This window comes from Pseudoalteromonas piscicida (assembly GCF_002208135.1).
Lineage (GTDB): Bacteria > Pseudomonadota > Gammaproteobacteria > Enterobacterales > Alteromonadaceae > Pseudoalteromonas > Pseudoalteromonas piscicida_A.
Map to the genome: position 1 here is coordinate 777,028 of NZ_CP021646.1, position 12,664 is coordinate 789,691.

At 45.0% G+C, this 12,664-nt stretch carries 11 protein-coding genes and 1 pseudogene; 4 read left to right on the forward strand and 8 right to left on the reverse strand.

Annotated features, from left to right (window positions below):
- Position 1 precedes the first annotated feature (1 nt).
- The 6 genes and pseudogenes from rlmH to leuS form a co-directional block, all read right to left on the reverse strand.
- A complete protein-coding gene (gene rlmH, locus B1L02_RS03680) occupies positions 2-472 on the reverse strand; it encodes a 23S rRNA (pseudouridine(1915)-N(3))-methyltransferase RlmH (protein ID WP_010372039.1) in 471 nt (156 codons plus the stop codon).
- Between the two features lies 1 nt (position 473).
- Positions 474-791, reverse strand: coding sequence for a ribosome silencing factor (gene rsfS, locus B1L02_RS03685; protein WP_088532235.1), 318 nt, complete (start codon positions 789-791; stop codon positions 474-476).
- A gap of 52 nt (positions 792-843) precedes the next feature.
- Complete coding sequence (gene nadD, locus B1L02_RS03690; RefSeq protein ID WP_088529964.1) at positions 844-1,479, reverse strand: nicotinate-nucleotide adenylyltransferase; 636 nt, start codon at positions 1,477-1,479, stop codon at positions 844-846.
- Complete coding sequence (gene holA, locus B1L02_RS03695) at positions 1,476-2,519, reverse strand: DNA polymerase III subunit delta (protein WP_088529965.1); 1,044 nt, start codon at positions 2,517-2,519, stop codon at positions 1,476-1,478. Before holA ends, nadD begins: the two co-directional genes overlap by 4 nt.
- Entirely contained in the window at positions 2,519-3,031 is a 513-nt protein-coding gene (lptE, locus tag B1L02_RS03700) for an LPS assembly lipoprotein LptE (RefSeq protein WP_088529966.1), read from the reverse strand. The genes holA and lptE overlap by 1 nt, the downstream gene beginning before the upstream one ends.
- Positions 3,015-5,602 (reverse strand): annotated as a pseudogene (gene leuS / locus B1L02_RS03705) (leucine--tRNA ligase). The gene lptE and the pseudogene leuS overlap by 17 nt, the downstream one beginning before the upstream one ends.
- Before the next feature lie 262 nt (positions 5,603-5,864).
- Here leuS and B1L02_RS03710 point away from each other — a divergent pair.
- From B1L02_RS03710 to B1L02_RS03725, 4 genes are all read left to right on the forward strand, one after another.
- Positions 5,865-8,000, forward strand: a complete 2,136-nt coding sequence (locus B1L02_RS03710; protein WP_088532236.1) for a TonB-dependent receptor — start codon at positions 5,865-5,867, stop codon at positions 7,998-8,000.
- A 134-nt stretch (positions 8,001-8,134) separates the two neighbouring features.
- On the forward strand, positions 8,135-8,593 hold the full coding sequence (locus tag B1L02_RS03715) for a zinc ribbon-containing protein (protein ID WP_010372012.1): 459 nt from the start codon (positions 8,135-8,137) through the stop codon (positions 8,591-8,593).
- 71 nt (positions 8,594-8,664) lie between these two features.
- Positions 8,665-11,094, forward strand: a complete 2,430-nt coding sequence (locus B1L02_RS03720) for a Lon protease family protein (RefSeq protein WP_088529967.1) — start codon at positions 8,665-8,667, stop codon at positions 11,092-11,094.
- Positions 11,081-11,560, forward strand: coding sequence for an FKBP-type peptidyl-prolyl cis-trans isomerase (locus tag B1L02_RS03725; protein ID WP_088529968.1), 480 nt, complete (start codon positions 11,081-11,083; stop codon positions 11,558-11,560). The genes B1L02_RS03720 and B1L02_RS03725 overlap by 14 nt, the downstream gene beginning before the upstream one ends.
- 97 nt (positions 11,561-11,657) lie before the next feature.
- Here the strand turns inward: B1L02_RS03725 and B1L02_RS03730 are convergent, their stop codons facing one another.
- Both B1L02_RS03730 and B1L02_RS03735 read right to left on the reverse strand, forming a co-directional pair.
- On the reverse strand, positions 11,658-11,984 hold the full coding sequence (locus B1L02_RS03730; RefSeq protein WP_088529969.1) for a hypothetical protein: 327 nt from the start codon (positions 11,982-11,984) through the stop codon (positions 11,658-11,660).
- The gene (locus B1L02_RS03735; RefSeq protein ID WP_088529970.1) at positions 11,981-12,619 is read right to left on the reverse strand and encodes a DUF4178 domain-containing protein; all 639 of its coding nucleotides are present in this window, start codon (positions 12,617-12,619) and stop codon (positions 11,981-11,983) included. The genes B1L02_RS03730 and B1L02_RS03735 overlap by 4 nt, the downstream gene beginning before the upstream one ends.
- Positions 12,620-12,664: the final 45 nt, after the last annotated feature.

Sequence of the window (12,664 nt, forward strand, 5' to 3'; positions counted from 1 at the left end):
ATTATTCTCTGTGGTAAGGATGATTGTTATTTAAACTCCAGCCGCGATACAAGCTCTCGGCAACCACTATACGCACCAAAGGGTGGGGTAGGGTTAAGTTTGATAATGACCATTTTTGTTCTGCCGCAGCGATACATTCTGGCGCAAGCCCTTCGGGGCCGCCAATCAGTAAGCTAACATCACGACCGTCTAACTGCCACTTTTCCATATTGCTCGCGAGTTGGTGTGTATCCCAAGGCTTACCAGTCACTTCTAAGGTCACGATGCGATTACCTTTTGGGATAGCGGCTAAGGTTTTTTCACCTTCTTGTTGCAAAATGCGTTTGATATCTGCGTTTTTCCCCCGTTTGCCAGCGCTAATTTCAATTAACTCCAGTGGCATATCTTTGGGGAAGCGTCTTTGATATTCGGTGAAGCCAGTTTCAACCCACTTTGGCATTTTGGTACCTACTGCAATGAGTTGGATCTTCACATTAGCCCCACAGCTTTTCTAGGTCATAAAAATCACGGGTTTGATCTTGCATCACGTGTACAACAACGTCACCCAAATCAACCAACACCCACTCTCCAATGTCTTGACCTTCTTGGCCAATAGGTGTTTCTCCAGCATGGCGCGCTTCTTTTGCTACGTGGTCGGCAATCGATTGTACATGGCGTTTTGAGGTGCCTGTACAGATCACTAAGTAATCGGTGATTGAAGAAGTTTCGCGAACGTCGAGCTTAACAATATCACGCGCTTTCATATCATCTACTTTGTCTAGCGCGAAATCTAATAACTGTTGTGAATCCAAGTTTTTGTCTCTGTATTTCAAATAATCGGCGATTTTAACATGCTTTATGAGGTTAATCAGCATACAAGCCATGGCTATTTATATAATCTATGACAGAAGTGGGCAGCCAATGTTCCAAATATTCCTCGTCTTGCAGTGCAATCGCAGCCCTAATTGTACTCGATGCAATGTCTTTTTGCTCACCGTGAAGGAAATAACAATGTCCAGCATTGGTGGTTTGGAGCTTGTTTGGGTTATCTGTGCGTGCTTTGGCTAAATAAGCTGAGACTTTAGCATCTGGTGAGCAGTGCTCCCCTGGGCGTTGATACACCACGAGATGGCACAGCTCTGTGATTTCTTGCCATTGATACCAAGTGTGCAGACTATTAAACGAGTCCATACCCATTAAAAATAAAATTGGCTGGTTTGGATATTCGTTACGGAGCTCTTGCAGTGTTAGTAGGCTGTAGGAGGGGCCTTGACGGTTAAGCTCACGCCTATCAATGATCAGTTTTTGTTGCCCTGATATCAAATTTGCAAGCATCGCTAGGCGATGTTCGTCACTGATGCTGGGCTTTTGCTTATGAACCGGTATGGCACAAGGTAAAAATTTTAACTCAGCAAGACTCAGCTCGTCGACGCAGCGCATCGCCATATTTAAATGACCTAAATGCGGAGGATCGAAAGTACCACCAAATAAAGCAATCATACATGCTCACTCTGGCTAATTGGTAACGGCATTGCGATGGGTGTAGCAAAGGCCAGAGCGATGTGTGCCAGTGCTTGATATGGGGCTGTGAGCCTTGCTTCTTTGTATGCGGTATCAAAGTCTGCCATCATGCAGAGCAACTGTTTCATCTGCTCTAGCGTTAATCTGTCTAACGCTTGCTGCGTGATGGTTTGCTGATTTTTCCAAACATTATGCTTTTTATAGGCATCCGCAAGCGCAGTGCCGGTTTGCCATAAGGTTTTAACACCCAGAAGGGTGCGTGCTTGGTTTTGCAAGGTCCAGAGAATACTGGCAGGCTCTACATTATCACTGGCGAGCTTGTTCAATACTTTGATAATTTGTTTAGGGTTGCCACTTAGCAATCCGGTATTTAAATCAAAGATATCGAACTTAGATTGATTTAATAAGCCGCTCAGCAATTGCTGTTCATCAACTGGGTTTTTACCAAATAGTAAGGAGAGCTTTTCAAGCTCCTGATGCGTTGCAAGCAAGTTGCCTTCTGTGGCGACGAGGAGGGCGCGTTTTCCTTGTGGTGACACGGACAGCTTCAGTCGCTTACATTCATCGTCAAACCAGCGTTCAAGATGTCGGCCCGTTAACGCATAGCAGGGGACGAATAGGCCTTTAGGCTCTAATGCTTTGAACCAAACAGTGCGTTGAACATCTTGACCCGCACCCAGCCCTTTAAAAATAACAACGACATCTGGATTGACCTGTTCGGCCAAAGACTTTAAAACAGCAACGCCTTGTGTAGGAACTTTTTGCTCATTAAAGTCGAACTCGATGAGCGTACGCGCACTGAACAAGGACATACTGTTGTACTGAGCACTGAGCTCTTGCCAGTCAAATCCAGGAAGCAGAGCAAATTTAATGACTTCGTCAAAGCCTTGCTGCTTAGCTGCGGTTCGAATTGCAAGTACACATTCGCCTTGCTGAAAGGGTTCTTCACCAAAGACCAAATAAAAAGGCGCAAGCCCCTTACTCAGGTAATTGGAGAGTTGATTGGCATAACAACGCATTACAGCTGCGACAACTCTCGAATAATACGTTGGCTTGCAAGACGGCGCATCTCAGTTAGGATCAGCTCAAGCTCTTTTGCTTTTGCTAGCGCATTGTCTGGGTCATCCTGATAGTTGCGATACAGCTCGAACATTTGCTTAACGGGCTTTTGGCCCGGACGACTCAAACGGTACGACACGCGATACGCCAGTTCATACTGAGCAACCTGACCATTTTTGAACAAACTGAGTGTTTGACGTTCAAGTGAATCATTGTACAAGTACAACTCAGCAGCTTGCTTGGTATTTTTTGGCGTAAGGGATACCTGTGCACGCTGAAGATCTGACTGTAGCTGTTCAAACAAGGCTGAGCGCTTGTCGTCACCGCTTAAGGTGATTTCTTTTAGATCGTCAGGAAGGTAAGAGGCCTGCTTGAGATGAAAACCGCAGCTCGCCACGAAGAAGCAAGCTAGCAAAACTGCTAGCTTGCTGGTGTGCCAAAATAGGCTACGCATCTTAGTTTGCAACCACATTAAGTAGTTTACCAGGAACATAGATCACCTTACGGATGGTCTTGCCGTCAGTAAACTTAGTGACGTTTTCTTCGCTAAATGCAATCGCTTCAACTTGCTCTTGCGTTGCATCTGCCGCTACGGTGATTTTAGAGCGCAGTTTACCGTTCACTTGCACCACGATAAGCTTTTCATCTTCAACTAGTGCGCTTTGGTCGACGACAGGCCACGCTGCATCCAAGATATCGCCAGACTTGCCAAGCTCAGTCCATAGCTCGTGACACATGTGCGGTGTGATAGGTGCAAGCATGATCACCATGGCTTCTAGTGCTTCATTTGCTAGTGCAATATCTTGCTCATCGCTCAGTGGCGCTTTGATAAGCTTGTTTGAAAGCTCCATCACCGCCGCAATTGCCGTGTTGAACGTTTGGCGACGTTCGATATCGTCTGTCACTTTTGCAATGGCTTTGTGGATGTCGCGACGTAGCGTCTTTTGCGCTGCATTGAGTTTGCTTAAATCAAGCTCGGCAGTGCCAGCTTGCTTTACATCAACCGCGTATTTCCAAATACGACGAAGGAAACGGTGCGCACCTTCAACGCCTGAGTCAGACCACTCAAGAGTTTGCTCTGGTGGAGCCGTAAACATCATGAATAAGCGAACCGTGTCAGCGCCGTATTGCTTGATAACCGTTTGTGGGTCAATACCATTGTTCTTCGACTTAGACATTTTGCTCATGCCTGCAGAGAATACCGGCTCGCCGTCTTCTTTATGCCACGCTTTAGTGATGCGGCCTTTGTCGTCAGTCTCAGTTAATACGTCAGTTGGTGCGATCCAAATATCGCCGCCTTTCTCGTCTTTGCGGTAGTAAGTATCCGCAAGTACCATGCCTTGACACAGTAGACGCTCAAATGGCTCATCAGAGTTCACTAAACCAAAATCACGCAGCAACTTGTGGAAAAAGCGCGAGTACAACAAGTGCAAGATTGCGTGCTCAATACCACCAATATATTGGTTTACTGGTAGCCAGTAGTTTGCAGCACCAGGTTCAAGCATGCCTTCATCGTAGCGTGGGCTACAGTAACGCGCATAGTACCAAGATGACTCCATAAAGGTGTCGAATGTGTCTGTTTCGTGGAATACCGCTTCACCATTCACCGTTGCTTTTGCCCACTCGGGATCCGCTTTAATTGGTGAAGTTACTCCATTCATGACTACGTCTTCAGGTAGACGAACAGGGAGCATGTCAGCAGGTGCTGCTAGCTCAGAACCATCTTCTTTGTTTAACATTGGAATTGGCGAACCCCAGTAACGCTGGCGGCTCACCCCCAATCGCGAAGACGGAAGTTTACTTTACGCTTACCCACGCCTAGTGATTCTAGTTTAGTCGCGATGGCGTTAAATGCGCCTTCAAAGTCTAGGCCATCGAACTCACCAGAGTTGATGAGTGTACCTTTTTCGGTAAATGCCGCTTCAGCCAGATTGGCTTTTACTTCTGCGCCGGCTAGAGGCTGAATAACTTGCTTGATTTCAAGACCATAAGCGCTTGCAAACTCATAGTCACGTTGGTCGTGACCTGGTACTGCCATCACGGCACCTGAGCCGTAATCCATCAATACAAAGTTAGCTACCCAAATTGGCACTTCTTGTCCTGTGAGTGGGTGGATAGCTGTAAAGCCAGTTGCGATGCCTTTTTTCTCCATTGTTGCCATATCCGCTTCGGCAACTTTGGTGTTCTTGCACTCTTCAACAAAGCGAGAGATTGCGTCACTGTTTTTCGCCGCTTCTTGCGCGATTGGATGACCTGCCGCAACTGCTACATAAGTCACACCCATAAAGGTATCCGGGCGGGTGGTGTATACGGTGAAGCTTTCGTCGTTGTCGGCACGTTTAAAGTCGATTTCAACGCCTTCAGAGCGACCAATCCAGTTACGTTGCATGGTTTTAACTTGCTCAGGCCAGTGCTCAAGCTTGTCTAAGTCATCCAGTAATTCTTGTGCATAATCGGTGATCTTAATGAACCATTGTGGAATTTCTTTTTGCTCGACAATAGCACCAGAGCGCCAACCACGACCGTCAATTACCTGCTCATTTGCAAGTACCGTTTGGTCAACTGGATCCCAGTTTACCGTTGACATCTTTTTGTACACTAAGCCTTTTTCGTAAAGCTTAGTGAAGAACCACTGTTCCCACTTATAGTATTCTGGGTGACAAGTCGCGATTTCACGATCCCAGTCGTAACCAAAACCAAGTAACTTAAGCTGGTTGCGCATGTAGTCGATATTTTCGTAGGTCCACTTAGCTGGCGCGGTATTATTTTTAATCGCAGCGTTTTCGGCAGGTAGGCCAAACGCATCCCAACCCATAGGTTGCATGACGTTTTTGCCTTGTAGACGTTGGAAACGAGAAACCACATCACCAATGGTGTAGTTACGTACGTGACCCATGTGGAGACGACCACTCGGATATGGGAACATTGAGAGACAGTAGTACTTCTCTTTACTTTCGTCTTCGACAACTTTGAAGGTATTGTTTTCTTCCCAGTACGACTGTACTTTGGCTTCGATATCTTGCGGGTTATATTGCTCTTGCATCTAGGGTTCCAAACATCTGGCAAAATTAATAGAAAATTGCTCGATAGCATACCCGAAATTGACCAGCAATCACAGCACCTAAGGTGGAATTATTTTAGTCCGAAATAAGCTATGGATCATTGCAAAAAATAGCCATCGTCAAATGCTATCAATGCAACTATAAATGCAAATGGTTAACATTAACCTTGCCTTTATTGTGCTTTATCAATACTATATTGCCGCTTTTTACATCATTATTATTCTAAATCCAGCAAGGATAACCATGTTAAAAACTACTCTCAGTATGGTAGCGTTGGCTGTTAGCGCAGCAGCCATTGCAGACGATACCAATGTTAAAGATCTTCAAGCTGCAGATCTGGAGCATATCGTGGTCTCGGGCAGCCGTGTGTTTGAAAGCATTGATGAAGTGCCTGCCTCCATTACGATTATTAATCAAAAACAAATTGAAGATCATTTAAAAGTAAATCCAGAATTACAAAGCTTGTTATCTCAAATTGTTCCTGGTCTTGCTCCGGATACGGGTAGTTCAAGTAATACTGGGCAATCGTTGCGTGGACGTGCACCACTGGTGATGATTGACGGTGTACCTCAGTCTACACCACTGCGAAATGGTTCTTTGGGTGTAAAAACACTCGATCCAAGTGCTATCGCGCGTATAGAAGTGATCAAAGGAGCAACCTCAATTTATGGTAATGGTGCTTCAGGCGGGATCATTAACTACATCACCAAGCAGGCCAAAAGTGACGGCAAGCCAGTAGGTGAAATTAGCCTATCCAGCCGCTTTAGCGCAGTAAAGCTTGCAGAGAGTGCGGGTGCTCGAATTGCGGGCGCGATTAATGGCCGCGTTGACCAGTTTAGTTATTTAGTCACGGCAAGCTATGAAGAAAATGGTGTTCAGCGTGATGCCCAAGGCGATATTCTAGGTTTACAGTATGGTCTGTCGGATACTGTGACAGAAAACTATTTTACTAAGCTTGGCTATGACTTTGATGAAGACAAGCAACTGCAATTTAGCTACAACTTCTACAGTTCTCAGCAAAAAACTGACCTAGGTGATGTGTTTGGTAACATCAATTTAGGTGAAAAATCTTACGCTATTCACGTGCCACCAGCTCAGCAAAAACAAGGTAAGCCTCAAGGGCCAGAAGGTAATGAAAACATTACTTTGAAATACACCGATATAGAAGTTTTTGCTAATACACAAATGACGCTTGATGCGTATATGCAAGACATTGAGAACGTGTTCTTCTTCTCTCCAAGCTTAGCAAACCCTGATGAAGGATACACTGGCGGTCAATCTATCATCCGTTCTGAAAAAAAGGGGGCGCGTGCGACATTTAATACCTTGGTTGATTTTGACAATGTCCAAGCTACCTTCATTTATGGTATCGATGCGTTGAATGATGTGACCTCACAGCCACTTGTCGATGGTCGTATTTGGGTGCCAGAAATGGACATGGAAAGCATCGCAGGTTACCTACAGACCAAGTGGATTGTTGCGGATGATCTAGTGTTAAAAGCGGGAGTGAGACAAGAAAGTATTGATCTTGCGGTAGCTGATTACCAAACACTAAAACTTTGCCGTTCAGCGGATCAGTGCTCTGTGCCACTTAACGTGAAAGGTGACATCATTGACTATGATGCCACAACTTACAATGTGGGTATTAAATATAACGCGAATGAAAAGTTCAGCCCATTCGCCAGTTACTCGCAGGGCTCTGATATCTCCGATATTGGCCGTCTGCTGCGCAGTGCAACGGTAGAAGACATAGGTCAAATTCAAACAGAAGCATCGATTGTTGATAACTACGAAATCGGTTTTAACTCTCAATTTGAGACGTTACGATTTGAATTTGCGGCATATAGAAGTACGTCTGAGTTTGGCACAACGAATAAATTCAATGAAGTAACCGGAGTTTATGAGCCTGTTCGAGCACCACAAAAAATATGGGGCTATGAGGCACTTGTCGATTACAAGATCAATGACACGCTAAAACTCATTGCGACATATAGCTATGTAGAGGGTAAAGATTCCGAAGCCGATACTTATCTTGGCTCTAGACAAATTAGCCCACCAAAGCTTACGGCAAACCTAAACTGGCAGCCAGTTGATGCGCTATCGATGACGTTAAGCTGGTTACATGTGGGCGACCGTAAACGTTTTGAGCGGAACGATAAAGGCAACTATGTTGGCGATCAAGGTCCAATTGACAGCTACAACGTGGTTAACTTTAGTGGTCAATATCAATTCGACCAAAGTTGGCAAGCTTTTGTTGGAATTGAAAACTTATTTAACTCAGACTACTACCCAGCTCGCGCACAAGCCTATACGTACGGTGGCTACAATATTAAAGGCCTTGGTACAACAGCGACCGTTGGCGTGAAGTATCGTTTCTAAGCTAATAGCAATGACTTTTGGCTTCATAATCTGAAGCCAAATGGGTTTGCTGAGCACCAAGTTCAGCAAACCCTAATACAATGAATGGTATATCTGGTCTACACTTAATCTATCGGCGAAACAGGAGTGTAGCAATGGCGGATTATCAAAAATGGCTGGATCAATTTTCCGATTGGCTCAAAGACGTCAAAGAACATGAAATTGACGATTTATCTAAGCGATTCTGGGAAGCGCAGAGCGCACTGAAAGACTACACCAAACAAACCTATGATGATTATAGTTACTATCTAAAACGTGACTTGGAACATCTTCTCGAAAACAAAACCTTCTACGATGAAGCGGCTTGGAGTGAACTCAAAGCCAACATCTTATTCGAAATATCCCAATTAGAAGATAGAACTCAACTTGAGTGGTCCGCACTTTTAAAAGATTTTGAACACCAAGGTATTTATAAAGAAGGTGAATGGATAGCTTTGGGACAATTAGTGTGTAAGAATTGTGGCTATAAATTAGATGTTTATTATGCCATCAAGATCCCAGCTTGCAGCGAGTGCGGGCATGGGGAATATACTAGAAAAGCATTAGCGCCCTAAAGTGTGGGCGCTCAGCTTGGCAGCACCAAGTTGAGTAGACTAACGTATGCGAATAATACAAAGAAGTTAGAATGACCAAATCTAAATTGTCGTCTGAAAAAGCACTGCCTGCGAGCCAGCTCGCGCCATCAGTTTCGTTGACTCACATAGAAAATTGTATCCAAAACCCTTACCCAGAAGCGCTACCGTTTATTGGCCAGCAGCGCGCTCAAACCGCGCTAGACTTTGCCTTGGGAATGGAGCTTCCCGGTTATAATGTGTATGTCATGGGAGAAGCGGCACTGGGTCGTTTTACCATGGTAAAAGACAAGCTTGAGGCACACAGTAAAACTAAGCCAACGCCCAAAGAGTGGCTGTACGTCAACAATTACGACGATCACCGTGAGCCTATCGCGCTATTTATGCAGGCGGGTGAAAGTAAGCAGCTTGAGGCTGATATTGACGCCTTTATCGATGAGATCTTAGATACTTTTCCTGCAGCTTTTGACAATCCGGGTTATCAACGTAAGAAAAAGTCGCTAGATAAAGAATTCGAACAAAAATACGATGCTGCGATCACCGCTGTTGAGCAGCAAGCTATGAATATGAGTGTTGCGCTGATAGAAGATACGGGCACGGTTGGCTTTGCTCCTGTGGTCGATGGTAAGCAGCTCAGTGATACGGAGTTTTCGGCTCTGGACGAGCATGTTCAGGCACACTTTTTAACCGCAATAGAAACATTAGAAGATGCCCTAATCGAGTCGCTTATTGAGCTGCCAAGGTGGAAGCGTGAATCTTCTGAGCGCTTGCGTAATCTCAAAAAAACCACCATCGAAGTGGCGACCAAACCGCTATTAAAAGCACTCGAGCATAAGTATGCCGCACACATTGGCGTACTGCGTTATCTAAAAGATCTCAAGGTTGAAATTGTCGATGCGGTATTAGATTGGCTAGACGACGATAGTAGCAACAGCGACGAAAACAAAGATGACTTTGACTCAAAGGGAATGCTCACGGACTTTTTTGCGCCCAATATTCTGGTTGAGTTTAAAGAGGACGACCCTGCGCCTGTGGTGTATGAGCCAAATCCGACCTTTGGTAATATTTTTGGTAAGGTGGAATATGCAACCTCTCAAGGTAATTTGATCACCAGCTATCGCTCTATTCAAGCCGGTGCATTGCACCGCGCCAATGGCGGTTATCTGATCATGGATGCTGAAAAGGTCATGGCTAACGCGCAGGTGTGGGATGGCCTTAAACTGTCGTTAAAAACCCACCAAATTAAAAATGACCTACCGTACCAAGACAATTCGGTGGGCAGCAGCTTTACCTTAAAGCCGCAGTTAATTCCGTTGGATGTCAAAATTATTCTTTTGGGTTCGAGAGATCTGTATTACACCATAGGTGAGTACGATGAAGAGTTTGCAGAACTATTTAGAGTGCTAGCTGATTTTGATTACTATTTACCAAGCTCGGACAAAATGCAGTATCAATTTATCACTAAGGTGATGGAATACTGCAATGATACCTTGAAGATTGAGCTAAGCTCAGCGGCACTCGCGCGTATGCTTAAATTTAGCTACCGCCAAGCGGAGCACCACAGTAAACTTTCGGCGCGCTTTGCTGATGTTTTGGAGCTGGTGGCAGAAGCCAGTTTTTATGCCAAGCAAGATGGCGTAAACCAAATTGCCGCTAATCACATCGACGAGGCGATAGCTGGAAAAGAATATCGGACAGGACAGTTAAGCGAAAACATGCTCAGCGATATTCAAGAAGGACATACCTTGATTGCAACCGAAGGCACCGCAATTGGTAAGGTAAACGGCCTGACGGTACTGCATATTGGTGACACCGCATTTGGTACGCCTGCGCGTATTACCTCTACGGTATACGCGGGTGCTGACGGGGTGATTGACGTTGAACGTGAGGTAGACTTAGGTAAGTCAATTCACTCAAAAGGCGTGATGCTGCTTACGGGTTACTTAGGTAACAAGTATGCGCAAGACTTTAGCCTGACACTCAGCGCAAATATCGCCATTGAACAAAATTATGGTTTTATTGACGGTGATAGCGCATCACTTGCAGAGCTTTGTGCGCTGCTATCGGCGGTGACGCAACTCCCTGTGGATCAATCTTTAGCGCTCACCGGCTCAATTAACCAACACGGTGAAGTACAAGCCATTGGTGGTGTAAACGAAAAAATCGAAGGCTTCTTTAAACTCTGCAAAATGCGAGGCCTTACAGGTAAGCAGGGGGTGATCGTCCCTGAATCTAACAAGGTCAACTTAGTGTTAGATGATGAAGTGATTGCAGCTGTTGAAAAAGGCTTATTCCATGTCTATGCCGTTGCCACAGTAGATGAAGCGCTTAGCTTGTTAATGGATAGACCTGCAGGAGAGCTAAGTGATGAAGGCTATCCTGAAAACAGTATTAATGCAGTTGCAATGGCGAAGCTTGAGCGTATTGCGAAAGTCGTAAACGGCGATGACGACAAAGGAGAAGAAAGCCATGACGACCACTAATATTATCCTCGTTATCGTTGCACTGGTGATTGCAGTGGTGTTTTTTCGAGGTGGTCAGAAACAAAAGCAGCTTGCGCAGTTTAATCGAATTCAAGCGGCTGACTTTTTAAAAGAAAACGAAAAGCGTGCAGAGGTACATAAAACTGACTCTGGTCTTCAGTATGAAATAATCACTCAAACTGACGGTGGCAAACAGCCAAGTGCCACGAGCAAAGTCAAAGTGCATTATCATGGCACTTTACTTGATGGCTCTGTATTCGACAGCTCGGTACTGCGCGACCAACCCATCAGCTTTGGACTTAATCAAGTGATCCCAGGTTGGACAGAAGGTGTGCAGTTGATGAGCGAAGGCGATAAATACCGCTTTTGGATTGGTCCGGACTTAGGCTATGGCGACCGCGCTGCGGGTAAAATCGAACCGGGTTCGTTATTAGTGTTTGAGGTCGAGTTGCTCGCAGTAGAGTGATCGGTGTGATTGTTATGTAAGGCGCTACGACATGTAGGTGAATAAGCGTAGTGCCATACGAAGTTAATGGATCAATAATCTATATAAATACAGCCAATTATTTTCCTTTATTTTCTGTATAGCGACTAAGTAGCATATTGGCGACTTGTTGCTTTACAGCCCGTTTGTCGTTGGGATCAACGCCAAAGCGTTCTGCGAGTAGTGCGATTTCATCATCGGTTAGATTGAAGGATAAACGTTGCCGAGTTTTCTTCGATTTAACTTCTAAATCAAGGATCTTTCTGATCATATCGGATGGCGTTAGTTCTTCGTCTATCGCCTGTTTTTTAATACTTTTTTGTACTTCCGTGGTTAAGTCGAAGGCCATTTGTGTGGCCCTCAATGCCACTTCTTGACGTTTCCACTTGTCTTCCCTTGTGGTCACGAGTTAGCTCCAGGGAATAGGTCGACAATATCGCTCAGTGGTCGGCACATGGTCAGTGACACGTCAGTTTCACCCCCATCCCATATTTCGATGTTGATAGCGAACTTTTCGTCAGGACTCAGCAACTCGATAACTTCACATACTTCGCCACTTTCATCTTGATAGCGTGGCAAGGCGCGATCGCGATAATCGATATCGTAAAAATAGCAAACGTAGGGCGCTTCACTTTGTTGATAGCTTTTACCTAAAAATCGCTCGAAAATCTCTGGAGTAGCGTGGGTGTCGATGTGAGTCAGTGCTTCTTCATCGAAAATACGCGCAAATTCATCAAGCGTAAAAATAGCGTCGACGTCTTCTCTTTGGATTTTGATAGAGAAATTTGCGTATTCCTCACCGTCACTTTGTTCAATTTGCAAAAAAGTGACTTTACCTGAATCACTTTCGAGAACAAATTCATATGCAGCGCTGCGCTCAAATTGGTAAGTTTGTACGCCAACAACTTTGAGGGTTTGTCCCTTGAGCCAGCTAGGGTAAGCGAATGAATCAATGATGGTGAGCATATCCCCAACTTTCAGATCTTTTGCATGAGTAAGCTGTCGCTCAGGAGTTTTTTTTGATTTAAAAAAGCCAAACATAATGCACCTACATAATCAAAAAGGGTAAAAAGGAGGCGAGCCCTC